26 protein-coding genes are annotated in these 22,651 nt (G+C 69.0%); 21 read left to right on the forward strand and 5 right to left on the reverse strand.

The window, feature by feature from the left end:
- Nucleotides 1-14: 14 nt before the first annotated feature.
- On the reverse strand, nucleotides 15-449 hold the full coding sequence (locus ACTQ49_RS01980; RefSeq protein WP_441826168.1) for a metallopeptidase family protein: 435 nt from the start codon (nucleotides 447-449) through the stop codon (nucleotides 15-17).
- 82 nt (nucleotides 450-531) lie between these two features.
- On the opposite strand from ACTQ49_RS01980, the gene ACTQ49_RS01985 reads away from it, so the two are divergent.
- From ACTQ49_RS01985 to ACTQ49_RS02015, 7 genes are all read left to right on the forward strand, one after another.
- Nucleotides 532-939, forward strand: coding sequence for a DUF3499 domain-containing protein (locus ACTQ49_RS01985; RefSeq protein ID WP_441826169.1), 408 nt, complete (start codon nucleotides 532-534; stop codon nucleotides 937-939).
- A 30-nt stretch (nucleotides 940-969) separates the two neighbouring features.
- Nucleotides 970-2,391: a phosphomannomutase/phosphoglucomutase gene (gene manB / locus ACTQ49_RS01990; RefSeq protein ID WP_441826170.1), complete on the forward strand. Its 1,422-nt coding sequence runs from the start codon at nucleotides 970-972 to the stop codon at nucleotides 2,389-2,391.
- A 79-nt stretch (nucleotides 2,392-2,470) separates the two neighbouring features.
- Nucleotides 2,471-2,665: a Trm112 family protein gene (locus tag ACTQ49_RS01995; protein ID WP_441826171.1), complete on the forward strand. Its 195-nt coding sequence runs from the start codon at nucleotides 2,471-2,473 to the stop codon at nucleotides 2,663-2,665.
- A 4-nt stretch (nucleotides 2,666-2,669) separates the two neighbouring features.
- Nucleotides 2,670-3,698, forward strand: coding sequence for an SIS domain-containing protein (locus ACTQ49_RS02000; protein WP_441826172.1), 1,029 nt, complete (start codon nucleotides 2,670-2,672; stop codon nucleotides 3,696-3,698).
- Entirely contained in the window at nucleotides 3,695-4,120 is a 426-nt protein-coding gene (locus ACTQ49_RS02005) for a type II 3-dehydroquinate dehydratase (RefSeq protein ID WP_441826173.1), read from the forward strand. The genes ACTQ49_RS02000 and ACTQ49_RS02005 overlap by 4 nt, the downstream gene beginning before the upstream one ends.
- A 58-nt stretch (nucleotides 4,121-4,178) precedes the next feature.
- Nucleotides 4,179-5,471, forward strand: a complete 1,293-nt coding sequence (locus tag ACTQ49_RS02010) for a peptidase C39 family protein (protein WP_441826174.1) — start codon at nucleotides 4,179-4,181, stop codon at nucleotides 5,469-5,471.
- Between the two features lie 20 nt (nucleotides 5,472-5,491).
- Nucleotides 5,492-5,881 carry a hypothetical protein gene (locus tag ACTQ49_RS02015; protein ID WP_441826175.1) on the forward strand — a complete coding sequence of 130 codons (390 nt, stop codon included), beginning with the start codon at nucleotides 5,492-5,494 and terminating at the stop codon, nucleotides 5,879-5,881.
- 20 nt (nucleotides 5,882-5,901) lie between these two features.
- Here the strand turns inward: ACTQ49_RS02015 and ACTQ49_RS02020 are convergent, their stop codons facing one another.
- On the reverse strand, nucleotides 5,902-6,165 hold the full coding sequence (locus ACTQ49_RS02020) for a DUF3039 domain-containing protein (RefSeq protein ID WP_441826176.1): 264 nt from the start codon (nucleotides 6,163-6,165) through the stop codon (nucleotides 5,902-5,904).
- A 161-nt stretch (nucleotides 6,166-6,326) separates the two neighbouring features.
- Between ACTQ49_RS02020 and ACTQ49_RS02025 the strand changes: the two genes are divergently transcribed.
- Genes ACTQ49_RS02025 through malQ form a run of 4 tightly spaced genes read left to right on the forward strand, consistent with a single transcriptional unit; the run spans nucleotide 6,327 to nucleotide 11,443 of the window.
- Nucleotides 6,327-7,709 (forward strand): MFS transporter, encoded by a 1,383-nt coding sequence (locus tag ACTQ49_RS02025; protein ID WP_441826177.1) that lies wholly within the window; start codon nucleotides 6,327-6,329, stop codon nucleotides 7,707-7,709.
- Between the two features lie 56 nt (nucleotides 7,710-7,765).
- The gene (locus ACTQ49_RS02030) at nucleotides 7,766-8,584 is read left to right on the forward strand and encodes an RDD family protein (protein WP_441826178.1); all 819 of its coding nucleotides are present in this window, start codon (nucleotides 7,766-7,768) and stop codon (nucleotides 8,582-8,584) included.
- Nucleotides 8,581-9,252, forward strand: a complete 672-nt coding sequence (locus ACTQ49_RS02035; protein WP_441826179.1) for a DUF2510 domain-containing protein — start codon at nucleotides 8,581-8,583, stop codon at nucleotides 9,250-9,252. Before ACTQ49_RS02030 ends, ACTQ49_RS02035 begins: the two co-directional genes overlap by 4 nt.
- A 43-nt stretch (nucleotides 9,253-9,295) precedes the next feature.
- Nucleotides 9,296-11,443, forward strand: coding sequence for a 4-alpha-glucanotransferase (gene malQ, locus ACTQ49_RS02040; RefSeq protein WP_441826180.1), 2,148 nt, complete (start codon nucleotides 9,296-9,298; stop codon nucleotides 11,441-11,443).
- Between the two features lie 4 nt (nucleotides 11,444-11,447).
- Here the strand turns inward: malQ and ACTQ49_RS02045 are convergent, their stop codons facing one another.
- Nucleotides 11,448-12,014 carry an isochorismatase family protein gene (locus ACTQ49_RS02045; RefSeq protein WP_441826181.1) on the reverse strand — a complete coding sequence of 189 codons (567 nt, stop codon included), beginning with the start codon at nucleotides 12,012-12,014 and terminating at the stop codon, nucleotides 11,448-11,450.
- Between the two features lie 37 nt (nucleotides 12,015-12,051).
- Nucleotides 12,052-13,404 carry a nicotinate phosphoribosyltransferase gene (locus tag ACTQ49_RS02050; protein ID WP_441826182.1) on the reverse strand — a complete coding sequence of 451 codons (1,353 nt, stop codon included), beginning with the start codon at nucleotides 13,402-13,404 and terminating at the stop codon, nucleotides 12,052-12,054.
- Between the two features lie 219 nt (nucleotides 13,405-13,623).
- Between ACTQ49_RS02050 and clpS the strand changes: the two genes are divergently transcribed.
- From clpS to ACTQ49_RS02080, 6 genes are all read left to right on the forward strand, one after another.
- Complete coding sequence (clpS, locus tag ACTQ49_RS02055; RefSeq protein ID WP_441826183.1) at nucleotides 13,624-13,932, forward strand: ATP-dependent Clp protease adapter ClpS; 309 nt, start codon at nucleotides 13,624-13,626, stop codon at nucleotides 13,930-13,932.
- Nucleotides 13,929-14,531: a DUF2017 domain-containing protein gene (locus ACTQ49_RS02060; RefSeq protein ID WP_441826184.1), complete on the forward strand. Its 603-nt coding sequence runs from the start codon at nucleotides 13,929-13,931 to the stop codon at nucleotides 14,529-14,531. The genes clpS and ACTQ49_RS02060 overlap by 4 nt, the downstream gene beginning before the upstream one ends.
- A gap of 88 nt (nucleotides 14,532-14,619) precedes the next feature.
- On the forward strand, nucleotides 14,620-14,859 hold the full coding sequence (locus tag ACTQ49_RS02065) for a FeoA family protein (RefSeq protein WP_441826185.1): 240 nt from the start codon (nucleotides 14,620-14,622) through the stop codon (nucleotides 14,857-14,859).
- Nucleotides 14,856-16,874, forward strand: a complete 2,019-nt coding sequence (gene feoB, locus ACTQ49_RS02070; protein ID WP_441826186.1) for a ferrous iron transport protein B — start codon at nucleotides 14,856-14,858, stop codon at nucleotides 16,872-16,874. Before ACTQ49_RS02065 ends, feoB begins: the two co-directional genes overlap by 4 nt.
- A complete protein-coding gene (locus tag ACTQ49_RS02075) occupies nucleotides 16,871-17,164 on the forward strand; it encodes a FeoC-like transcriptional regulator (RefSeq protein ID WP_441826187.1) in 294 nt (97 codons plus the stop codon). Before feoB ends, ACTQ49_RS02075 begins: the two co-directional genes overlap by 4 nt.
- Nucleotides 17,165-17,224: 60 nt before the next feature.
- A complete protein-coding gene (locus tag ACTQ49_RS02080) occupies nucleotides 17,225-18,691 on the forward strand; it encodes a CYTH and CHAD domain-containing protein (protein WP_441826188.1) in 1,467 nt (488 codons plus the stop codon).
- Between the two features lie 18 nt (nucleotides 18,692-18,709).
- Here ACTQ49_RS02080 and ACTQ49_RS02085 read toward each other — a convergent pair whose 3' ends face one another.
- Entirely contained in the window at nucleotides 18,710-19,117 is a 408-nt protein-coding gene (locus ACTQ49_RS02085; protein WP_441826189.1) for a hypothetical protein, read from the reverse strand.
- Nucleotides 19,118-19,190: 73 nt separating this feature from the next.
- Between ACTQ49_RS02085 and murI the strand changes: the two genes are divergently transcribed.
- The 4 genes from murI to ACTQ49_RS02105 all read left to right on the forward strand — a co-directional run bounded on the left by murI (nucleotide 19,191) and on the right by ACTQ49_RS02105 (nucleotide 22,650).
- Entirely contained in the window at nucleotides 19,191-20,006 is an 816-nt protein-coding gene (gene murI, locus ACTQ49_RS02090) for a glutamate racemase (protein ID WP_441826280.1), read from the forward strand.
- A 254-nt stretch (nucleotides 20,007-20,260) separates the two neighbouring features.
- Complete coding sequence (locus tag ACTQ49_RS02095; protein ID WP_441826190.1) at nucleotides 20,261-21,352, forward strand: S-(hydroxymethyl)mycothiol dehydrogenase; 1,092 nt, start codon at nucleotides 20,261-20,263, stop codon at nucleotides 21,350-21,352.
- Between the two features lie 40 nt (nucleotides 21,353-21,392).
- Nucleotides 21,393-22,007, forward strand: coding sequence for an MBL fold metallo-hydrolase (locus ACTQ49_RS02100; protein ID WP_441826191.1), 615 nt, complete (start codon nucleotides 21,393-21,395; stop codon nucleotides 22,005-22,007).
- Nucleotides 21,997-22,650 (forward strand): hypothetical protein, encoded by a 654-nt coding sequence (locus ACTQ49_RS02105; protein ID WP_441826192.1) that lies wholly within the window; start codon nucleotides 21,997-21,999, stop codon nucleotides 22,648-22,650. Before ACTQ49_RS02100 ends, ACTQ49_RS02105 begins: the two co-directional genes overlap by 11 nt.
- Nucleotide 22,651 lies beyond the last annotated feature (1 nt).

A 22,651-nucleotide genomic window follows, 5' to 3' on the forward strand; every position in this document is an offset into this window, starting at 1 on the left:
TCGGAGTACCGGGGTCACCAGTCCTCGTCCAGGCTTGGATCGATGTCGCGCACGTGCTGCGCGGTGAGGGCTGCCAGTTGTTCCACCAGGGTGCGGTGCACCAGCTCGAGCAATTCGGCGCGGGAGGCGGCCCGGTGCTCCAGCGGACGGCGGAAGAGCACGATCCGGGCGGGGCGGGAACTGGTGGCCTCCACTGCGACGGCCAAGGGAACCCGGTCATCCATCCAACCGTTGGCGACGTGGGGTACCTCCTCGACCCCGATGTCCACCCCGTCGAGTCCTCCGGGATAGGTCTGGCCGATGCGTTCGACGGCCCGGGTGATGGCCTCGGTGAAGAATTCCTGACTGGTGGCCTGCCTGCGGAGGGGGACCGGGCGCCCTGTCAGGGGATTCGGCAGGGCGAGTGGGCCACGGATTCCGCGGTCATGGCGATCACGTCGACGAGGCATGTCGGCCACTGTAGTCGAGCCCTTCCGCGCGTCCTGCACGGCGGACTCGTGGCCGGGGGCACTGGCGCGATACCCTCGCCCGGTGGCGCAGAGAAGGTGTACCAAGACGGGCTGTCAGCAGACGGCCGTGGCGACGCTCACCTATGTCTACGCGGACTCCACCGCAGTCCTTGGACCTCTTGCCCCAGAACACTTTCCCGGCACCTATGACCTGTGTCGCCAGCACTGCGACCAGCTCTCGGCGCCGCGCGGCTGGGAGGTGGTGCGGCTGCCCGACGGCGAGCCCGCCCCGGCCGTTCAGGATGACGAGGACCTGATGGCGCTGGCCAATGCCGTGCGCGAGGTGGGACTGCTGCCCGAGGAGCTCGGGCACCCCCCGACGCCGCTCGCGGATCCGTTCCCGCCGGAGGGTGGAGTGGTGGTCCTGGCAGAGAAAGGTCACCTGAAGGTGATTGCGGATCGCGGACAGCAGGGGCCGTCCACCCGTTAGATTGACGCGAGAGTCGATCGGGGGATGGACATGATCAATCGAGCAATGCTGCGCGGCGGTGACATCAGGGGAAGCGTCGGAGGAGCCGAAGCAGACCTGGACGCCACAGCCGCACGTGCCCTGGGCGCGGCCTGGGTGGACGTGCTGGAACTGGCCGGCGGGGCCTTCGTGCTGGGCCACGACATGCGGCTGGGCGGCAGCGAACTCGCGCGCGCCTTTGCGGAGGGTGCAGCCCTGCGCGGATCCGACGTGGTGGACCTGGGCCTGTGCAGCACCGACCAGATCTGGTTCAGCGCGGCCGTCCTGGAAGTGCCCGGCGTGCAGGTGAGCGCCGGCGAGCACCTGGTGAACCTCAACGGCTTCAAGTTCTGTTCCGCCCGAGCCGGGCTGCTGCCCGAGAAGCTGCTGCTGCAGGTGATCAACCGGGCCGTCGAGCTGGAACGCAGCTGGCGTGAGCCGGCTCGCCAACGGCCGACGGCACCCATCGTCGTGGGCCGGGTGGAGTCGGACGACACCCTCGAGGACTACGCCGAGCACCTGCGCAACAACATCGACCTCGTGGGTCTGCAGGAACTCACCGTCGTGGTGGATGCGGGCAATGGGATGGCGGCACGTACGGTTCCAGCCGTGCTGGAGGGCCTGCGTGTCACGGTGGTGGGCTTGCACGAGCGCCTCGACGGCACCTTCCCCTTCCGCAGCCCCAATGCCCTGGAACGGATGAGCCAGGAGACCGCGCGGGCGGCAGTCCAGGAGCACTCTGCGGATCTGGCGCTGGTTTTCGACGGTGATGCCGGCCGGTGTGCAGTCCTCGACGAGACCGGCGAGCTGATGAGCACCTCCGCGGTGGCGACGGTGGTGGCCACCGAGGTCCTGCGGCGCCACCCCGGGGGCACGATCGTGGTGGATCCATTGACCGAGGCGGCCCTGGGGCATGTGGTGGAGGGCCTGGGCGGTCAGTTGGTGGTAGCGCCGACGGGACGTCGCGCCCTGCGAGAGGCGATGGAACGCGTCGGCGGTGTCTTTGCGGCCGACCACACGGGACACTTCCTGTTCAGCGACTTCTACGGCGCCGACTCCGCCATGTTCTGTGCCCTGCACGTGCTGGCTGCGGTGGGGCGGGGCGCCGCGCCACTGTCCGCCCTGGCGAGCGCCCAGCACCGCTTCCTCACCTCCGGAGAGCTGAATCTGGTGGCGGACGATCCCCAGCGGGTGCTGGCTGCCGTGGGGGAGGGTTTCCGGGGACACCTGCTCAACGGGGAACGTCCAGACGAGCTGCTGATGCGCGGCCGGGCCGGCGAGCGGGGGGAGTGGTGGGCGAGCATCAGCCCCCGTGCCCATGAGGACTGGCTCCGGTTGACCGTCGAGGCAGAGGACCAGGCCGTGATGGAGGCGATCCGCGACGACGTGTGCTGGTTCGTCAGCCAGCTGGAGCCGGTGGCGGCCGTCGCCTGATCGGTGCCGTCAGGGACCCGGCCCTAGACTGGGTGCTGTTCGCCCGAAGCTCGGGCGTCCCAGCAGCTCAGGAGATCCGATGCCCGACCAGATGGAACTGTCACCCACCTTCCTGGAGATCGCGGCCTGCCCCGCCTGCCACAGCAAGTTCGCGGTCGACTATGACCGCTCCGAGCTGGAGTGCACCAATTCGGGGTGTGGCCTGGCCTTCCCGGTGCGTGACGGGATCCCCGTCCTCCTGATCGACGAGGCCAGGCGCCCCGGGGACCGGTGATCCGATGCTCCGGTTCGACGAATCCCTGCTGGACGATCCGCAGGCCCTGCTCCGGGTTGACGAGCGGCTGCGCGATCTGGCCTCGGCGGGGGCCCGGGTGCGCATCCTCGGCTCGGCCGCCCGTCCGGCCAGGGCCAGCGGCCTCGACATCGACCGCCCCCGTGGTGTGCTGGCGCTGGGCACCGAGGCCCGGCTGGTGCGTGCGGTGCTGGAGCCCGTCTGCCCGGTGCCCTTCGTCGCCTGGCAGATCGACGGTCTGCCCGGTTGGGTGGGTCCGCTGGACCTCGTCGTGGTCCTGGCGAGCGAGGGCAGCGGACCGGATCTGATGAGCGCCGTCGGCGAGGCGGTGCGTCGGGGTGCGTCGGTGCTGGTGGCGGGAAGTCCGGACTCGCCGATCGTGGAGCAGGCCGCCTCACGCAGCACGATGGTGCTGCCCACCGACCACGGCGATCCGCTGGCAGCCGTCGTCGTGACGCTGGAGGTCCTGCACGAGCTGGGCCTTGGCCCCCGGGTGGACCACGAACGCGTCGCCGCCTGTGCGGACCGGGTGGCCGAGGAGTGCTCACCGCACCGGAATCTGGCCCAGAATCCCGCCAAGGAACTTGCCCTGGCCCTGGGCGATGCACAGCCGCTGGTGTGGGGCGGGACCGTGCTCGCCGCTCGCGCCGCGCGACGGATCGCCGAGGCGCTGCGCGTCGCCAGTGGGCGCCCTGCGCTGTCCGCCGATGCGCGTGCCCTGATGCCGGTCCTGGAGGCCTGCACCCCGCCCGACCCCTTCCGCGATCCCTTCGAGGGCGGCGAGGGGGAGGCGCCCTGCGTGCTGGTGGTGGTGGACGACGGGTCCCGTGACGATCGCGTCCGGAGGGAGCGCGGCGAACTGGTGGCCGCGGCCCAACAGCAGGGCGTGCGGATCTGTGAGGTCGTCGCGGCGGCCGACGAGTGTTCCGGGGAGCTCGACCGCTATGTGGAGCTGGTCCAGCGTGGTCGGTTTGCGGCCACCTACCTGCAACTGGGACTGGGGGAGCAGGCATGAAGGTGATGGTCCTGAATGGCGTGAACCTGGGACGTCTGGGCAAGCGCCAGCCCGAGGTCTACGGTGCCACCAGCCATGCTCAGCTGGCCGAGCGGCTTGTCGTGGTGGGGGAGAGCCTCGGCCTGGACGTCGAGGTGCGCCAGACCGATTCCGAGGCCGAGATGGTGGGCTGGCTGCACGAGGCGGCCGACGGGGAGATCCCGGTGGTGCTCAATCCTGCTGCCTGGACGCACTACTCCATCGCGCTGGCCGATGCCGTGGTCCAGGTGCCCCGGGTGGTGGAGGTGCACATCAGCAATGTTCATGCCCGGGAGGACTTCCGTCGGCACAGTGTGATCAGTCCCTATGCCGAGGGCGTCATCGCTGGTCTGGGCCTGGGTGGCTACGAGTTGGCACTGCGCCACCTGGCGGTCGGCAGCTGAGACAGGGGCAGCCACCACATCCCATTGCAAACATGGTGGGCGTCATAGAAGATGAAGTGTGGAAATCACTCGACGTGCCCTGTTGGGGCAGACCTTGGCCGGGGGCGCGCTGCTCGTCGGCAGCGCCCCAGTCCTGACGCCCACACATGCCGCGGCAGCCACTCCTCGCTCCGCACACCTGGTGAAATGGTCCGGGCTGCGGCTGGCCTCCGGAGGCCATGAGGGGACACGGGCGATCCCTCGCGGACTGCACCTGGCGCGCGCGGCGCGCACCACCACCCTGTACGACCCCCATACCGGCCGCAGCCTGGTGATGGACCAGGCCCAGTGGACCAGCGAGGTGATGGCCACCCAGCTCGCAGCTCGTGAGCTGGTTCCCTCCTGGAATGCCAGCACCCCCTTGGGGTCGGCCGTCCGGGTCTGGTTGCGGGCGCGCAGCAGCTCCGGGGTGTGGTCACGCTGGTTCGTGCTCGGGCTGTGGGCGTCGTCGAGTGCCGCAACCACCAGTCCCACCCGCACCACGGTGAACTCCCAGAGCGACGCAGTGGCGAGGATCGCCACCGACACGCTCGTCGCCCAGAGCGGGATCACCCTGAGCCACTTCCAACTGCGGCTGGAGTTCCTGCGCGCCCGGGGGAGCGGCATCACTGCCTGGGTGCACCAGGCGGCGGTTGTCGCGTCCACGGGACGGCAGTCCAGCACCCCGGTCAGTCCACGGGGCGTGGGGGTGGGCCGGGAGGTCCCGGTGCCCGCCTACAGCCAGATGAACCATGTCGGACACTACGAGCAGTGGAATGGCGGGGGAGAGGCATGGTGCGCTCCCACCTGCACGGCGATGGTGCTGGACCGGTGGGGCGCGGGTGCCTCCGCGGCCGAGCTCGCCTGGGTGCGCCCCCAGCCCCACACGGACCCCCAGGTGGAGCAAGCGGTGCGCGGCGTCTGGGATGCCGGTTACCGAGGCACGGGCAACTGGGCCTTCAATGTGGCCTACGCCTCAGCCCGAGGGCTGCGCGGATTCGTGACCCGGCTCAACAGCCTCACCGAGGCCGAACGCTTCATCGCGGCGGGCATTCCACTGATCGTGTCCACCAGCTTCTCCTCCACCCAGCTCACGGGGGCGGGCTTCGGCACCAATGGGCACCTGATGGTCGTGTCGGGCTTCGACTCCGCAGGCAATGTGATGGTCAACGATCCGGCATCGGGGATGAAGGCCAGCAATGCCCTCGTCCGGCGCACCTATGACCGGGCTCAGTTCGAATCAGCCTGGGGGCGCACCGCGGGGACCACCTATGTGATCCATCCCCGGGAGCGCGCCCTGCCGGGGCGGCCCAGCGGTCTTCCTCGTTGGTGAAGGAGGGCTACCGTGGGGCCATGGACACCAGTCGTTCGACGCTCTGCGGCGCCGCCCTCCTGCCGCTGGCCCTGCTCGCCGGCTGTCAGCAACCCCCGTCGCAGCTGGTGCCCTCGAGTGATGCGGTGGTGAAGGTGCACACCTACGGTGAGCACGAGGCGTCCTTCACTGCGAAGAGTCGCCAGATCCATCGTCTGCGCGCCAGCTGCACTGGCAGCGGTTCCATGACGGTGGAGGTGGTGGTGATCGATGACCGAGGAACGCGCACCGAGCGCGGATCGGTGGTTCGCTGCCCAGGAACCTTCGAGGATGATGACACAGGATTCACCCCGGGGCTGCCCGTCGTACTGCGCGTCAGCGGTGACGCGTCGACGGTGGATGGTTGGGCCGAGCTGGTCCCGGGCGGCTGAATCCGGCTCGGGTCACCTGATCAGGCGTCGGGGTCCTGGCCGCCCTTGTCACTGAAGGATTCCCAGATCTCCTTGCAGTCGGGGCAGACAGGGAACTTCTCGGGATTGCGGCTGGGCACCCATACCTTGCCACACAGCGCCACGACGGGGGTTCCCATCACCATGGCCTCAGTGAGCTTCGCCTTGGGCACGTAGTGGCTGAATCTCTCCTGATCGCCTGCCTCCATGTCCTGAGTGCGCTCGTCGATCACCGTCTGCGAGCCGGGAGCCAGTTGCTGAGTCATGCCGAACAGTCTAGGCAGTTGTGTCCGGGGGCGTCACCGCCAAGACCGTTCGCCCATGGGAGAATGCCGTCACCGACGGACGGGGAGAATGCCGTCACCGACGGACGGGGAGAATGCCGTCACCGACGGAAAGGGTGGGGTGAGTGGACCAGGAGGCGCCGATGCCTGAAGGGCAGGCGCGCTCGACCCCACCCGTGGCGGCGCGTCGCCGCCTGATGGCCGGTGTGCTGGCAGGAGTCGTGTGTGTCGCCTTCGAGTCGGTCGCCGTCGCGACTGCCATGCCGGCAGCAGCCCGGGAGCTGGGTGGGATGGGCCTCTACGCCTGGACCTTCACGCTCTTCGTGCTCGGCATGGTCTTCTCGACCGCCGTGGCCGGCCGGGTCAGTGACCGGGTGGGGCCGATTCCGCCCCTGGCCATCGGCACGGCCACCTTCGTGGTGGGGCTCCTGGTGGCCGGCGCAGCGCACTCGATGCCGGTGCTGGTCGCAGCGCGCTTCCTGCAGGGCATCGGCGGTGGTGCGGTCAACCTTTCCCTGATGGTGGTGGTCGCCCTCGCCTTCCGAGAGGACGAACGAGCCTCCGTGATGACCTGGTTCAGCGTCTGCTGGGTGATGCCTGCCTTCCTCGGCCCGCCGATCTCGGCGGCCATCACGAACCACTTCGGCTGGCACTGGGTCTTCTGGGCCCTCGTCCCACCCCTGATCGCCGCGGCCGGGCTGGCGGCAGGACCCCTGGTCCAGCTCCAGCGCAACCACCAGGCGGAGCCGGAGGAGGGCAATCCCGTGCCGCTGTGGGCGGCGCTGGGCGCAGCGCTGGGTGTCGCGGCGCTCCAAGTGGCCGGCCAGTGGCTCGGCTGGCGCGGAGCCGCGCTGGCAGCCGCGGCACTGGTTCTCCTGTTGGTGGCGGTGCCCAAACTGATGCCCCCCGGCTTCCTCACCATGAGGTCCGGGTTGGCCGCCGTCGTGTGGGCCCGCGCCTGCCAGGCCGGTGCCTTCTTCGCCGCGGAGTCCTTCCTGCCGCTCGGGCTGGTCGAGATGCGCGGCATGTCGCTCTTCCAGGCGGGTCTGGCGCTCACCATCGGTTCGCTCGGCTGGACGCTGGGCTCGTGGGTGCAGGCGAGACCGTGGCTGTCCCTTCGTCGAGACCAGATCATCGTCGTGGGAATGGCGTGCACCTGCGCGGGCATCGGCGCGATCGCCGTCGGAGCGTGGCACCCGTCGGGCACCCTGGCGCTGATGGCCGTGGGGTGGACCGTTGGCGGATTCGGGATGGGGCTGTCCATCGCGTCGGGCTCGCTGGCCGTCATGGCCTTGTCATCGGGATCAGAGCTGGGACGCAACACGTCGTCACTGCAGACGGCTGAGGGGCTGGGCAATTCTGTCGTCGTGGGGCTGGCCGGCACGATCTTCCATGCTCTCCACTCCGCGACGACGGCCCAGCACACCTTCGGCTGGGTCTACCTGGCGGCGATGGCGGCCACCATCGTCGGCCTGGTGGCGGCCGCACGCATCGGGCCGGTGCGCAATGCGTCGCACGGCCGTTGAGACAGTCGGGCGAGTGAGGGTGGCCCCCCGCTTGGGCCACATGAGATATTGGAGGAGTGACTTCGACAAATCCGCCGATGGACTGGTACCCGGATCCCGCTGACCCCACTCGCGAACGCTATTGGGACGGTGAGCGCTGGACACACAACACCCGCGAGGTGCAGGCGATGCCCGCGCCGGCCCAGCCCGCGTCGGATCCGTGGGCGGCACAGCAGGGCCCAGCCGGTCAGCCCCAGGGGGGCGGCTATGGCCCGTACCAGGGAGGAACCCCCCAGTCCGGTGCCCCTGCTGCCAATCCCTACGCGACGAACCCCTACGGCACCGAGCCGGCGGGCAAGCAGACCCACACCGCGGACGGGGTTGCGCTGGCTGGCTGGTGGTCGCGAGCCTTCGCGTGGATCATCGACTCGATCATCACCACCACGGTGGCGAGCCTGCTGGGCATGAATTTCGTGCGCCAGCTGACCGACGGCTTCACCAAGCTGTGGCAGGACATGCTGCAGATCGCCGAGAGCGGCGGCACCATGCCGGCCGGCGACATCGCCACGCTGGAGAAGTACGGCCTGGTGCAGCCGATGTACGCCCTGCAGGCGATCGGCGTCGCGGTGCTCTTCGGCTACCTCCTGTTGTGCTGGAAGTTCATGGGGGCCACGCTGGCCCAGCGGATGCTCGGCCTGCGGGTGGTTCCGGTGGACGAGGGGCGCGCCCCTCGCCCGCTCTCGTGGGGACGATCGATCGTGCGAGCCCTGGTGCTGACCTTCAGCGGCATGGTCTGGTTCGTCCAGCTGATCAGCTTCCTGATGCCGCTCGGCACGCGTCGTCGCCAGACGCTGCATGACCTGGCAGCTCGCACGCAGGTGGTCCGGGGTCGGTGAGCCAGCCCGCCGCCGGGTGGTATGCGGATCCGGCCCGACAGGCATCACTGCGCTGGTGGGACGGGTCCCGATGGACCACCCAGATCACCGGCGCCACCCCCAGCACAGCGTCGCCCGCCACACCCGTCCGGTTGGCCGGCTGGGGCGAACGTGTTCGGGCCTACCTGCTGGACGCCATGCCGCTGTGGTTGGTCTCACTGGTCCTCTTCGACGCCTGGCACCAGCCCTTCATCAATGAGCTGGTGGGCGTGCTGAGGGTCTCCTACCTCACCCAGGGAGGTCAGCTGCCCAGCCTGGGGATGCTCTGGGACTACGGTCTGTTCGAGATGTGGCTGGTGACGGCCCTGCCGGGCGTCGGGCTGCGGGTGGTCTACGACATGGTGACGCTGTGCTGGAAGGGTGGAACGTTGGGGCACCTCAACGGACGCCTGCGCGTGGCCCCCCAGAACGTGTGCCAGCAGCCGGGGCAGTGGGATGCCGCCCGTGGGCTGGCCTGGCCCAAGGCCCTGGTCCGCAGTCTGGTGCACCGATTGCTCGCCATCACAGGTATCGGATTTCTGCTGTGCGTCTTGTGGCCGCTGGTGGATCCAGGACGCCGAAGCCTGGCCGATCTTGCCGCCGGTACGCAGGTGGTCCACGTGGATGTGACGACCTCGCTGGGCAGCTAGGCTGTCGGGGACACTCCTGCTGCCGACCACCCGGGAATCCACGATGGCACTGAACGATCCGATCCTGTCCGAGCTGGCCGAACATTTCGGCATCGCCACCGAGTTCTGGGACTGGAAGGGTCGCGAGACCCAGATCAGCGAGGAGACCGTGATCGCGGTCCTCAAGTCCCTGGAGATCGACGCGTCAACCCCCGAACTGGCCCAGCAGGCCGTCGAGGAGCTGCGCAATCGCCCCTGGCGTCGCAAGCTGCCTGCCTGCGTGGTCCTGGAGCAGGGCCAGCCCGGTTGGGTCAATGTCCACGTCAATTCCGGTGCCGACGCGAGCCTGTACATCCGTCTGGAGAATGGCGAGCACCGAGAGACGTGGCAGTCCACGAATGACGCACCGGACCGGGAGCTCGACGGCGCCTGGATCGGCGAGGCCACCTTCCAGCTGCCGGCCGATCTGCCACTGGGCTACCACCGACTCGTGCTGCGCAGCCAGGACGTGGAGGTGGAGTCCAGCCTGATCATCACCCCGAGCTTCCTGGGCCTGCCCGCCAGCATGAATGACCGCCGCATCTGGGGCTACGCCACCCAGCTCTACAGCGTTCGCTCCAGCGATTCCTGGGGTGTGGGCGATCTCACCGACCTGGCAGACCTGTCCGTCTGGTCAGCCACCCAACAGTTCGCCGGGTATGTCCTGGTCAACCCGCTGCATGCGGCCCAACCGCAGCCGCCGCTGGAACCGTCGCCCTACCTGCCCACGAGCCGCATGTACGTCAACCCGCTCTACATCCGCCCCGAGGCGATCCTGGAGTATGCGACGCTCGACGAGTCGGATCGCAAGAAGGTCGCCAAGCTGCGCAAGAAGCTGCTCAAGGAGCTCGACGGCGTTGACGAGATCCGCCGCAATGAGTCCTGGGCCGCCAAGAACGAAGCCCTGGAGATCATCTTCCGGGCCGGTCGCAAGCCCGCCCGCGAGATGGCCTTCAACGACTTCATCCGTCGCGAGGGGCGTCAACTGCGTGACTTCGCCACTTGGTGCGCCCTGTACGAGGTCTTCGGGCCGGACTGGCGCACCTGGCCCGCCGAGCTGCGCCGGCCCACCTCTCCGGAGGTGGCCGAATTCTACCGACAGAACCAGCAGCGGGTTCGCTTCTACAAGTGGCTGCAGTGGGTGGCGGAGACCCAGCTCTCCGACACGCAGCAGGCAGCCCGCGACGCGGGCATGCCGATCGGCATCGTCAGTGACCTGGCCGTGGGCGTCAACGCGTCGGGTGCCGAGACCTGGATGCTGTCCGACGTCTTCGCCCAGGGATGCACCGTGGGCGCCCCGCCGGATGCCTACAGCCAGCTGGGCCAGGACTGGGGCCAGCCGCCGTGGCGTCCCGACCGCCTGGCCGAGCTGGGCTACGCGCCCTTCCGGCAGATGGTCCAGGGCGTCCTGCGCCATGCCGGTGGACTGCGCGTCGACCACATCATCGGACTCTTCCGCTTGTGGTGGGTGCCGCGGGGCAAGTCCGCCAAGGAGGGCACCTATGTCCGGTACGACCACGACGCGCTGATCGGCATCCTGGCGCTGGAGGCACACCGCTCCCAGGCGCTGGTGATCGGTGAAGACCTGGGCACCGTGCAGCCTTGGGTGCGTGAGTACCTGAGCCGCCGTGGCCTGCTGGGCACCTCCGTGATGTGGTTCGAACAGGACGAGCAGGGCCCCACGCCGCCGGAACGATGGCGTGAATACGCCATGAGCTCGGTCACCACGCACGACCTGCCGCCCACCACCGGCTACCTTGCGGGCGATCACATCCGTCTGCGCGATGAACTGGGCATGCTCACGGAGAGCCTGGAGGACGAGCTGGCCGAGGGTCGGGCCGAGCAGCAGGCCATGCTGGAGGCGCTGAAGCGCTATGGCGCGCTGTCCGAGGAGGACTTCGAGAGCCGCGACGTGGAGCAGATCGTGCTGGCCATGCACCGGGCGCTGACCTGGACCCCGTCCAAGGTGCTCAATGCGGCGCTCGTGGACGCCGTTGGTGATCGCCGGACCCAGAACCAGCCCGGCACCATCGACGAGTACCCCAACTGGCGAGTGCCGCTGTCCGCGCCCAATGGCAAGCCGATGCTGCTCGAGGACGTCTTCGAGAGCGAACGAGCCAGCCGCCTGGCCGCTGTGATGAACGGCTACACGCAGCTGCCCGAAAGCCGCTGACCGCTCAGCGCACTCGGATCCCGGCAGCCTCGAATTCCTGGAGGACTGCCGGGACACGGGCCGGGTCGACGGCCGCGGTGAGGTCCATCCGCACGGTCGTCGTGAAGCCCTCGCTCGTGGCATCCAGGGCGGTGGCGCGCACGCAGTGGTCGGTCGCGATGCCCACCACGTCCACGTGGCTGACCCGGTGTCGCAGCAACCAGTCGACCAGGTTCTCACCGCCCTCGTGGCCGCCGACGGTGCCCTCGAAGGCCGAGTAGGCGGCGCTGTAGGAGCCCTTGTCGAAGACGGCGTCGAACTCGACGTCGGCCAGCGCCGGGTGGAAGTCCTGGCCGGGCGTTCCCACGACGCAGTGCGGGGGCCAGCTGTCGACGAAGTCGGGTTGGTCGCTGAAGTGCGCGCCCGGATCGATGTGGTGGTCTCGGCTGGCCAGCACATTCGCGTAGCCGCCGCGGTCGTCGGCCAGGAGCTCGGCGATCCGGGCGGCCACGTCATTGCCTCCGGCGACGCCCAGGGAGCCTCCCTCACAGAAGTCCTGCTGGACGTCGACGACGATCAGGGTGCTGAACATGGGGGAGGGCCTTTCGTTTTTTGGGGGGCTTGGGGAGTCAGATGTTGCGGGGAATGGCCGAGTGCAGGTAGGGGTTGTAGGCCTCGTCGCCCTCGGAGTCGAGGATGATCGTCGGAATGGCGGGCTCGCCGCGGCTGACGCGCAGGGCAGCAACCGGTAGCTCGGCGCGGGACCGGTCGTGGCGTTCGCGGGCCTTCTCAATGGGTTCGCGGCCCACCACCTGGCCGTTCTCCACCAGCGGCACCATCAGCTGGCGGTCATTGGCGTCGCCCGTCGGAGGAGTGCCGATGCCGATGATCTCCGCCTCCGCCACGCCGCGCTCGTCGAAACGGCGCATGGCGAACTTGCGCCCACCGACGGTGTTCTTGTTGGCGGACTTCTTGGCCACCGGATAGAGCTCGGCCTCGGGGGAGTCGTCCTTGGCGCGGGCCACCAGCTTGTAGACGAAGCCGCAGGTGGGGTGGCCCGATCCGGTCACCACGGAGGTGCCCACGCCGAAGCCGTCGACGGGGGCGCCGCGCAGGGCTGCGATCTGCCACTCGTCCAGGTCGCTGGTGACGATGATCCGGGTCTCGGTGGCGCCCAGGTCATCCAGCAGATCACGCATCTGGCGGGCCACGATCGCATGGTCACCCGAATCCAGACGGATCGCGCCGAGCTTGCCGTCGGTGAGGCGGACCGCGGTACGCACGGCCTCCTCCAGGTCATAGGTGTCGACGAGCAATGTGGTGTCCGTGCCGAGCGCAGCGAGCTGCGCGGCGAAGGCGTCCTCCTCGCTGTCATGCAGGAGCGTGAAGGAGTGGGCGGCCGTGCCTCCGGTGGGGACGCCCCAGCGCTTGCCCGCCTCCAGATTGGAGCTGGACGAGAAGCCTGCGACATAGGCCGCGCGGGCAGCAGCGACGGCGGCCTGCTCCTGGGCGCGGCGGGATCCCATCTCGATGCACGGGCGGCCCTCGGCCATCGCGGTCATCCGGCTGGCGGCCGACGCGATGGCGGAATCGTGGTTGTAGATGCTGAGCAGCACCGTCTCCAGCACGCAGGCCTCGGCAAAGCTGCCCTCCACGCGCAGCAAGGGTGCACCCGGGAAGTACATCTCGCCCTCGGGGTAGCCCCACATGTTGCCGGTGAAGCGGTAGTCGCGCAGCCACGCGGCCAGTCCCTCGTTGACGACGTCGGTCTCCAGCAGCCAGGCGACGGTCTCCTCGTCGAAGCGGAAGTCCTCGAGGGCCTGAAGCATCCGGCCGACGCCCGCGACCACGCCATAGCGACGGCCCTCGGGCAGGCGCCGGGGGAAGAGCTCGAAGATGCTGCGCCGAAAGGCGGTCCCCGAGCCCATGGCCGCACGGATCATGGTCAGCTCGTAGTGGTCGGTGAGCAGAGCAGTCGTCATGGGCCCAACCTATTGGACAGGGGGGTAGGGCCGAAAGAGGTTCGACGTGCACCGTCCACTCCGCACGTCGCGGTGGCTCAGGCCTCCGCTGCAGCACGTGCCCTGCGAAGTTCGACGTGCTGAGTCCGGATCAGGGCGGATGATCACAATGCTCGCCGCAGTGCCACACGCGGGCGCTGCATGGGGCTGGTGCTTGCTGGGTAGGCAACAATGGGGCGCATGAGCAGCGAGCCCACCATCACACCGTCGGGTGGTACGGCGGTCGTCGAGCGCACCGACGAGCAGGCTGCGGCGCAACAGCCGTGGGTGACGCTCGTCTGGGATGACCCGGTCAACCTGATGAGCTACGTCACGCATGTCTTCACCAGCTATTTCGGATTCTCCCGGGAGAAGGCCGAGCAGTTGATGCTGCAGGTGCACAATGAGGGCAAGTGCGTGGTCTCCAGCGGCGGCCGCGAGCAGATGGAGCGCGACGTCAGTGCGATGCACGACTACGGCCTGTGGGCCACGATGGAGCGGGCGGAATGAGGGGCGTCGAACCGGAGCATGACCACCTGGCGATCCACTTCGATCGCGACGAGGCGGCACTGCTGGCCAGCATCGTCGACCAGCTGGCGGAGTTGCTGAGGCAGCAGGACATGCCCGTGGAACAGATCGGCCCGGTCGCGGAGGCGGCGGACCCCTTTGCCCAGTGGGAGGCCGAGTTCAGCGGCTCGGCGGGGCCCACCGTCGAGGATCCCGATCTGGATGCACTGGACCAGGCCGATCCAGTCATCCGTCGACTCTTTCCGGACGCCTACCCCGATGACCCAGCCGCCTCGCACGACTTTCGGCGCTTCACCCAGCCGCAACAGCGCAGCCGCAAGGTGGCCGACGCGCAGCTGGTGGTCGCCGACCTGCAACAAACCTCCCGCAAGGGCATCTGTCGCATCCCGTTGGACCATGCCACGGCCTGGCTCAAGACGCTCACCAATGTGCGGCTCTCGCTGGCCGCTCGGCTGGACATCACCGACGAGGTGAGCGCCGAGGAGGCTGCCCAGCGTCCCAAGAGCGATCCGCGGGCATGGATGCACGAGATCTACCAGTGGACCGGTTGGGTCCAGGAGTGCCTCGTCGAAGCCCTCTGATCGGGCCACGACCCGGCGGTGAATGTGAGATACCACTCACTTGCACCGCATTGCTTAGGCTTACCTAAGTTGGGCGTACCATCAATCCATGATCGAAGCCATCAGTCTGTCGGCGGCCCCCCTGGGGGAGCAGCTGGTCCTGGTGCGCGCTGACGGCAGCCCGGAGCTGTGCCGCCGTCTGGCCGCTCTCGGGATCCGCCGGGGCGCCCAGCTCTCCCTGGTGAACCGGACCAGCGGCGGGGGCCGCGTGGTCAACGTCGCAGGATCACGGATCGCCCTGGATCCGTCCATGCTGCAGCGCCTGTTCGTGGAGGTGGGCGCGCGATGAGCATTGACCAGGACTCCCCGAAACTGCTGCAGATCAGCACTCGCGCCGTGGTGCCCAGCGCCAAGGCGTGCTGCGAGGACACCTCCGGTGCCGGCGCCGGTTCCGGCGCTCCCGTCGTGGCGCTGGTTGGCGCGCCCAATGTGGGCAAGTCCACCCTGTTCAACAGCCTCACCGGATCACGCGTGACCATGGGCAACTGGCCCGGCACCACTGTCAGTGTCTCGCGGGGCGTGTGGCGCACGGCTGGCCCGGACTCGGCGGACATGACCCTGATCGACCTGCCGGGCGCCTACTCACTTGACCCCGTCAGCCCCGACGAGGCACTCACCCGCGAACTGTTGGTGGACGGGCCCGTCGACGAGCGTCCAGATGTCACCGTCGTCGTGGCCGATGCCGCGCACCTGGCGCGTTCGCTGTACATCGTCACCCAGCTGCGCGAGCAGCCCACCAAGGTGATCGTGGCGCTCAGCATGCTCGACGTGGCTCGCCACCGCGGTATCGAGGTGGACACCTTTGCCCTCGCCTCGGAGCTCGGCTGCCCCGTGGTGGCCATCGACCCGCGTCGCCGTCAGGGGATCGAGAACCTCACCTCGGCGGTCAGCGAGGCCCTGGGGTCGCCGCGTCCGCGGCCCCGTTCGTTGTCCGCGATCCCCGGCCCGGAGCTGTCCGTGCTGGACGCGGATCTGGTGCGCGAGGACGAGCGCTTCGCCTTCATCGACGAGGCTGTGGCCGCGGGCACCCGGGACTCGGCCGAGGCTCGGGCCTCGTGGAGCGATCGCGTGGACCGCTGGGTCACGGCTCCCGTCATCGGGCCGCTGATCTTCATGGCCGTCATGTGGGTGGTCTTCCAGGTCACCACCACGGTGGCGGCACCCCTGCAGGACGGTCTGGACGCCTTCTTCGTCGGGCCGGTGAGTGACTTCGCCCGTTCCCTGCTGGCCGGCATCGGTCTGGGCGGCAGTTGGGTGGAGGGACTGCTGGTCGACGGCCTGGTGGCCGGCGTCGGCATGCTGTTGACCTTCGCACCCCTGATGGCCCTGATGTTCCTGCTGCTGGCGCTGCTGGAGGACTCCGGCTACATGGCACGCGCCGCAGTGGTGACGGACCGGATGATGCGCAGTCTTGGCCTGCCGGGCCGCGCCTTCCTGCCGCTCGTGGTGGGTTTTGGCTGCAATGTGCCCGCCATCTCCGCCACCCGCATCCTGCCGCAGGTGCGCCAGCGCATCCTGGTGGCCCTGCTGGTGCCGTTCACCAGCTGCACCGCCCGTCTGACGGTCTACGTGCTGGTGGCCACCACCTTCTTCGGCACGTGGGCCGGCACCGTTGTCTTCGCCATGTACCTGGTCAGCATCCTGATGGTGGTGGGCGTGGGACTGCTGCTGCGCAAGACGCTGTGGCGAACCATGGGCGCCGAACCGCTCGTGCTGGACCTGCCGCCCTACCAGGTGCCCACCGCCCGGCTGACCGCGAGTGTGACCTGGGTGCGGCTGAAGGGCTTCCTCAAGACGGCCTCGGGCATCATCGTCGCGACGGTCTGTCTGGTGTGGGCCCTGCAGTCCATTCCCGCCAGCACGGCCCATTCCTTCGGCGAGGTGCCGGTGGAGGAATCGGTCTACGGCGTCGCGGCGCAGGCCGTCACACCGGTCTTCGAACCGACCGGCTTTGCCCAGTGGCAGACCACCTCCGCCCTGGTGGTGGGCTTCGTGGCCAAGGAGGCCGTCATCTCCTCCTGGGCCCAGACCTATGCCGTCGACGAGCCAGAGGAGGGCGGCGACCCCGGAAGTCTGGGGGAGCGGATCACCGCGGACTTCGAGAAGAGCTCCGACGGGCACCCATTGCCCGCCGTGATCGCCTTCCTGGTCTTCATGCTGGCCTACACACCGTGTGTTGCCACCCTGGCCGCGCAGAAGCGCGAGATCGGATGGCGCTGGACCCTGTTCGGCATCGGCATGCAGCTGGTGGTGGCCTGGACCGCCGCGGTGGCGGTCTTCCAGATCGGCCGGTTGTTCTGGTGAGCGGCCCCCTGTCCGCGGTGCTGGCGGCCTTCGAGGGCGGTGCCAGCAGCCTCGACGAGGTGGCGGCGCGCACCGGCCTGTCCGACGACGTGGTGCGCACCAGCGTGGACCACCTGCGTCGGATGGGGCGCATCGAGGCGCGAGAGCTCAGCATGGGCTGCCCGAGCGGGGGCTGTGGCTCCTGTGCCTCGGGCACCGTCGACGGTGCGGCCGGGTGCGGCTCGACGGGTCCCGCGCAGACACGTCGCGGGCCGGTCCTGGTGCAGCTTGGCCTGCGTCGCTCGGGCTAGACTTGTCCGTCAACCACGGTGAGGTGGGCGGTCGCTGTGCCGCACGGACGGGAGATGGTCATGGCTTTGGAGATCGAGCGCAAGTTCAGGCTGCCGGAGGGCGCCCCCATCACCGAGCTCGGTGAGGTTGCGGCCCTGCGGTCCCGACGCGAGATGTCGCTGCGGGCCACCTATTTCGACACCCCGGGCCTGGACCTGGCGCGCGCCGGCATCACCCTGCGTCGTCGCACCGGCGGGCATGACGAGGGTTGGCACCTCAAGCTGCCCGCCACCGGGGATGCCCGGCAGGAGATCGCGGAGCCGATCGTCGAGGGGAGCAGTGAGCTGCAGGTGCCCGGAGTTCTGCGGGCGCGCGTTGTCGACGTGATTGGCCAGGCTCCACTGGCGCCCATCGCCCAGATGGACACCGAGCGTGCCGAGACCACGCTGACCAGCCCGGACGGGGCCCCGCTGGCCCTGCTCTGTGAGGACGCCGTCACCGTGACCCGTGCTGGCCAGGTGCAGCAGTGGCGCGAGGTGGAGGTGGAACTCACGCAGGGAGACGAGCAGGACCTGGAGCGGATCTCGCAGGCGCTGGTGGAGCGTGGGGCCACGGCCCAGCCGCAGGTCTCCAAACTGGTGCAGGCCCTGGGTGACCTGCTCTCCGCCCGGAGCGACGAGCCGTTGACTGCCGCCCAGGTGGTGGGCGCCTACATCGCCGCCCAGGTGGGCGTGCTCCAGGCCCGCCAGGAGCAGGTGCGTGAGGACGCGCCCGACGCGGTGCACAAGATGCGGGTGGCCACCCGTCGCCTGCGCAGCACGCTCAAGACCTTCCGCGACCTGCTGGACCGTGAACGCACCGACGCGCTGCTGCCGGAGATCAAGTGGCTGGCCGACCAGCTGGGTGGACCGCGTGACGCCGAGGTGCTGCGTGACCGGCTGAATGCCGCTGCTGCGGCGCTGCCCGACGAGTTGGTCCACGGGCCGGTGCGGGAGCGGATGGGCTCCGAGCTGGAGCAGCGGCACGCCCACGTGCACGCCGAGCTGGTGGCGGCGATGGACTCGCCGCGACATGCCGCACTGCTGGACGAGTTGGTGCGGCTGGTCCAGGATCCGCCCTTCTTGCCCGCAGCCCACGCCCCGGCGGAGAAGTCGCTGCCCAAGCCATTGCGCAAGGCGGGCCGCAGGGTGGTCCGGTTGTGGGACGCGGCGCAACAGGCCGGGGGAGAGGAGTGCGGCGAGTTGGCGCACGAGGCGCGCAAGAAGGCCAAGGCCTGCCGCTATGCCTGGGAGGCCGTGGTGCCCGCCTTCGGCAATGCGAAGCAGGCCGCCGCGGCCTGGGAGGCGGTCACCGAGACGCTCGGCAGCGCCCAGGACAGCGTCGTCGCCCGCGAGCGGCTGTTGGAGTTGGCGGAGGTGGCCCAGGGGGCAGACGAGCCCACTTTCAGCTACGGAGTGCTCTACGCGCTGGAGCTCGGCCACCAGGACGACGCCCACGGGGAGGCCGACGAGGCGATCCGCCGGGCCCGCAAGGAGTCCCGGCTCTGAATCAGGGGACGGGGTGAATCAGGAGAGCGGGATGGCGCGGTCGTCGTGGTCGACGAAGCGACGACCGCCGAGCGGCCGGGCCAGCGTGAAGTCATAGGCCTTGCCGATGCCGACCGCCTCCACACTGCCGCTGCTCCCGGTGGTGACCTCGACGGTCAACTTCACGCGGTCCACCGCCTCCTCGATCAGGTGGTGTGCCTGCAGGAAGTCTTTTCCCACGGTGTAGTGCATCGTGAAGCTGACCGGGTCATTGCCCCTGATGATGCGCTCGACGGCCACCGGTGCGGTGGATCGCCCCAGCCCGCAGCCACCGAGGGTGCCCGCTCCGAACAGGCCGGCGACCGCCATCAGGCTGCGACGCGCGAAGGGGCGTTCGGTGGCCAGCCGGAACCACGGGGCACGGTGGAATGGGGGATTCTGGGGCATGGGGCCTCCTCGGCTGGTGCCCGTCGGGTGTCTTGGGTTCTATCATGGCTCGGGTTGAAAGGACGTGCGAGTGATCCCCTTCGAGTCAGAGATCGGCAGCGATGCACCGATCGGCATCTTCGACTCAGGCTTCGGTGGCCTGACCGTCGCCCGGTCGATCGTCGACCAGTTGCCGAACGAGGACATCGTGTACCTGGGTGACACCGCCCGCACCCCGTACGGTCCGCGACCCATCGCCGAGGTTCGCGCCTATGCCATCGAATGCATGGACCGGCTGGTCACCCATGGTGTCAAGGCATTGGTGATCGCCTGCAATTCCGCGTCGTCGGCGGCCCTGCGTGATGCGCGGGAACGCTACGACGTGCCGATCATCGAGGTGGTGCTGCCGGCCGCTCGTCGTGCCGTGGCCGCCACCCGCAACAGTCGGATCGGCGTGATCTGCACCGAGGCCACGGCCAATTCCCGCTCCTACAACGACGCGGTGGTGGTGGCCCCGCAGATCCAGTTGACCACGCAGGCCTGCCCCCGATTCGTCGAGTTCGTCGAGGCGGGCATCACCGGTGGCGACGAACTGCTCGCGGTGGCCCGGGAGTACCTGGAGCCGATCCAGCGTGCCGGCTGCGACACGCTGATCCTGGGCTGCACGCACTACCCGCTGCTCCAGGGCGTCATCAGCTATGTCCTGGGCGACGAGGTGACGCTGGTGAGTTCCTCGACGGAGTGCGCCAAGGCCACCTACGCCGTCCTGCAGCGTCGGGAACTGCTGCACCACGAACCGCGTGAGGCGCAGCGGCTCTTCCTGACCACCGGGTCGCACCAGGACTTCGAGGGTGTCGGGAGCCGGTTGATGGGCGGCTTCGTCCAGGACGTGCAGCGCATCGCCTTGTGATTCCTACCTCGGGAGGTGGCACCATGGAAGGGCACACATCCACCGAGGCGAGGAGACAGCCATGTGCATGAAGGTCACCTGTGACAAGTGCAACAAGCCCACCTGGCAGGGCTGCGGCCAGCACATCGAAGAGGCGCTCAAGGACGTGAAGCCCGAGGATCGCTGCACCTGCCCCCGCTGAACACCCGGATCGGCCCAGTCATCGCGACGGTGACTGGGCCGGGCCACATCCACGCCCCGAAAGGAAGTTTGCCATGTCCCAGACCGTGAAGGCCGTCATCTCTCGCTCCAAGGATGCCGACGTCGAGGTGGTCGACATCGTCGTCCCCGATCCCGGCCCCGGCGAGGCCGTCGTGAAGGTGCAGGCGTGCGGCGTGTGCCACACCGACCTGCACTACAAGCAGGGCGGCATCAATGACGACTTCCCCTTCCTGTTGGGGCATGAGGCCGCGGGCATCGTCGAGTCCGTCGGAGAGGGCGTCACGAATGTGCAGCCCGGTGACTATGTCGTGCTGAACTGGCGCGCCGTGTGCGGCCAGTGCCGCGCCTGCCTCAAGGGCGAGCCCTGGTACTGCTTCAACACGGCCAATGCCACCCAGAAGATGACCTTGGTCGATGGCACCGAGCTGACCCCGGCGCTGGGCATCGGCGCCTTCGCGGAGAAGACCCTGGTGGCCGCGGGCCAGTGCACCATCGTCGACGAGAAGGCCGAGCCGGCCGTCGCCGGCCTGCTGGGGTGCGGCGTGATGGCCGGTCTGGGCGCCGCGCTCAACACCGGTGAGGTCAAGCGCGGCGAGTCCGTGGCCGTGATCGGCCTGGGCGGTGTGGGCATGGCCTCGGTGGCCGGGGCAGTGCTGGCCGGTGCGTCGAAGATCGTCGCGGTGGACACCGACGAGCGCAAGCTGGAGACCGCCCGAAAGCTGGGTGCCACCCACACCGTGCACTCCACCGATGGTGGCACGGTGCAGAAGATCCAGGAGATCTGCGACGGCTTCGGGGCGGACGTGGTGATCGACGCCGTGGGCCGGCCGGAGACCTTCCAGCAGGCCTTCGAGGCGCGCGATCTGGCCGGCCGGGTGGTGCTGGTGGGCGTCCCGACGCCGGACATGGTCTGGGAGACGCCGCTGATCGAGATCTTCAGCCGGGGCGGCGCCATCAAGAGTTCCTGGTACGGCGACTGCCTGCCCAGCCGCGACTTCCCGATGCTCGTTGACCTCTACCTGCAGGGCCGGCTGCCGCTGGACGCCTTCGTCACCGAACGGATCCAGCTGGACCAGGTGGAGCAGGCCTTTGGCAAGATGGCCTCGGGCGACGTGCTGCGCAGCGTCGTCGAACTGGAGCACTGAGACCAACCACAGCGGCCCGATCGGCCCCAGGAGGACACGCATGAGCACGCTTCGCATTGACCACGCCGTCGTCAGCGGCACCTTCAGTCTGGATGGCGAGACCTTCGACGTCGACAACAATGTCTGGGTGCTGGGTGACGACGCCGAATGCGTGGTGATCGACGCACCGCACGATGTTGATGCGATCCTCGACGTGGTGGGGGAGCGCACCGTGCGGGCGATCGTCTGCACCCATGCCCATGACGACCACGTCCGCTTCGCCCCGGACCTGGCCGCCCGCACCGGGGCGCCGATCATGCTCCACCCCGACGATGCCGATCTGTGGAAGCTGACCCACCCGGATCGAGACCCGGACCTGCCGCTGGCCGACGGGCAGGTGCTCGACGTGTGCGGCACCGACGTGCGCGTGCTGCACACCCCCGGCCATGCGCCCGGCGGCGTCTGCCTGTACGTGCCCAGCCTCGGTGTCGTCTTCACCGGTGACACTCTCTTCCAGGGCGGGCCAGGCGCCACGGGCCGCTCCTTCTCCAGCCGGGAGGTGCTGGAGCACAGCATCCGCGAGAAGCTCTTCGCGCTGCCGCAGGAGACAGTGGTGCACACCGGGCACGGTGACTCGACCACGATCAGTGCCGAGGCCGAGGCTCTTGGTCGCTGAGGCCCCTGCACCGGGCCAGCTGACCGAACATCCGGACCTGGCCCGGCTGCGGGCGCGCCCACGATCCGTGCTGGCCGATGCCGTCGCGGTGGTTCTGGACCCGACGATGACGCTCTTCGCCGGGCTGGTGGTCACGATCCTGCACGCGATGTGGCCACACGCCCTGGCCGGTCTGGGCTGGGTGGCGCTGGCTGCCCTCTTCGTCGTGGTCTCCCCACTGGCGGTGCTGGAGGTCTGCGTGCGCCGCGGGTGGGTCTCCGACCTCCAGGTGGTGCGCCGCGAAGAACGGGTCAAGCCGCTGCTGCTGGTGATCGCGATGGTGCTGCTGGGCCTGGGAGTGCTCGTGGTGCTGAGCGCTCCCCGGGTGCTGCTGGCCTTCGTCGGGGCAGTTCTGGTGGGGCTGACCGCCATGACTGCCATCAGCGTGAAGTACAAGGCGTCCTTCCATGCCGGGGTACTGGCAGCCATGGGAGCAGTCGTCGCCGTCGAGGTGGGCTGGTGGACGGTGGGCGTCAGCCTGCCATTGCTGGGCCTGCTGGCGTGGGCCCGGTGGCGCGCCGGGCGGCACAGCACCGGCCAGGTGCTGGTGGGCGCCCTGCTCTGCTCGGTGCTGGTTGGCGGCAGCTTCGCACTGCTGCACTGAT

It is taken from the genome of Luteococcus sp. Sow4_B9, from assembly GCF_052116585.1.
GTDB lineage: Bacteria > Actinomycetota > Actinomycetes > Propionibacteriales > Propionibacteriaceae > Luteococcus.

Excerpts from the sequence above, each read along its gene's own strand:
- ACTQ49_RS01980 (WP_441826168.1), bottom strand. The coding sequence starts at position 449 with ATGCCTCGTCGACGTGATCGCCATGACCGCGGAATCCGTGGCCCACTC.
- manB (WP_441826170.1), top strand. The coding sequence starts at position 970 with ATGATCAATCGAGCAATGCTGCGCGGCGGTGACATCAGGGGAAGCGTC.
- ACTQ49_RS01995 (WP_441826171.1), top strand. The coding sequence starts at position 2,471 with ATGCCCGACCAGATGGAACTGTCACCCACCTTCCTGGAGATCGCGGCC.
- ACTQ49_RS02000 (WP_441826172.1), top strand. The coding sequence starts at position 2,670 with ATGCTCCGGTTCGACGAATCCCTGCTGGACGATCCGCAGGCCCTGCTC.
- ACTQ49_RS02005 (WP_441826173.1), top strand. The coding sequence starts at position 3,695 with ATGAAGGTGATGGTCCTGAATGGCGTGAACCTGGGACGTCTGGGCAAG.
- ACTQ49_RS02015 (WP_441826175.1), top strand. The coding sequence starts at position 5,492 with ATGGACACCAGTCGTTCGACGCTCTGCGGCGCCGCCCTCCTGCCGCTG.
- ACTQ49_RS02020 (WP_441826176.1), bottom strand. The coding sequence starts at position 6,165 with ATGACTCAGCAACTGGCTCCCGGCTCGCAGACGGTGATCGACGAGCGC.
- ACTQ49_RS02025 (WP_441826177.1), top strand. The coding sequence starts at position 6,327 with ATGCCTGAAGGGCAGGCGCGCTCGACCCCACCCGTGGCGGCGCGTCGC.
- malQ (WP_441826180.1), top strand. The coding sequence starts at position 9,296 with ATGGCACTGAACGATCCGATCCTGTCCGAGCTGGCCGAACATTTCGGC.
- ACTQ49_RS02045 (WP_441826181.1), bottom strand. The coding sequence starts at position 12,014 with ATGTTCAGCACCCTGATCGTCGTCGACGTCCAGCAGGACTTCTGTGAG.
- ACTQ49_RS02050 (WP_441826182.1), bottom strand. The coding sequence starts at position 13,404 with ATGACGACTGCTCTGCTCACCGACCACTACGAGCTGACCATGATCCGT.
- clpS (WP_441826183.1), top strand. The coding sequence starts at position 13,624 with ATGAGCAGCGAGCCCACCATCACACCGTCGGGTGGTACGGCGGTCGTC.
- ACTQ49_RS02060 (WP_441826184.1), top strand. The coding sequence starts at position 13,929 with ATGAGGGGCGTCGAACCGGAGCATGACCACCTGGCGATCCACTTCGAT.
- ACTQ49_RS02065 (WP_441826185.1), top strand. The coding sequence starts at position 14,620 with ATGATCGAAGCCATCAGTCTGTCGGCGGCCCCCCTGGGGGAGCAGCTG.
- feoB (WP_441826186.1), top strand. The coding sequence starts at position 14,856 with ATGAGCATTGACCAGGACTCCCCGAAACTGCTGCAGATCAGCACTCGC.
- ACTQ49_RS02080 (WP_441826188.1), top strand. The coding sequence starts at position 17,225 with ATGGCTTTGGAGATCGAGCGCAAGTTCAGGCTGCCGGAGGGCGCCCCC.
- ACTQ49_RS02085 (WP_441826189.1), bottom strand. The coding sequence starts at position 19,117 with ATGCCCCAGAATCCCCCATTCCACCGTGCCCCGTGGTTCCGGCTGGCC.
- ACTQ49_RS02095 (WP_441826190.1), top strand. The coding sequence starts at position 20,261 with ATGTCCCAGACCGTGAAGGCCGTCATCTCTCGCTCCAAGGATGCCGAC.
- ACTQ49_RS02100 (WP_441826191.1), top strand. The coding sequence starts at position 21,393 with ATGAGCACGCTTCGCATTGACCACGCCGTCGTCAGCGGCACCTTCAGT.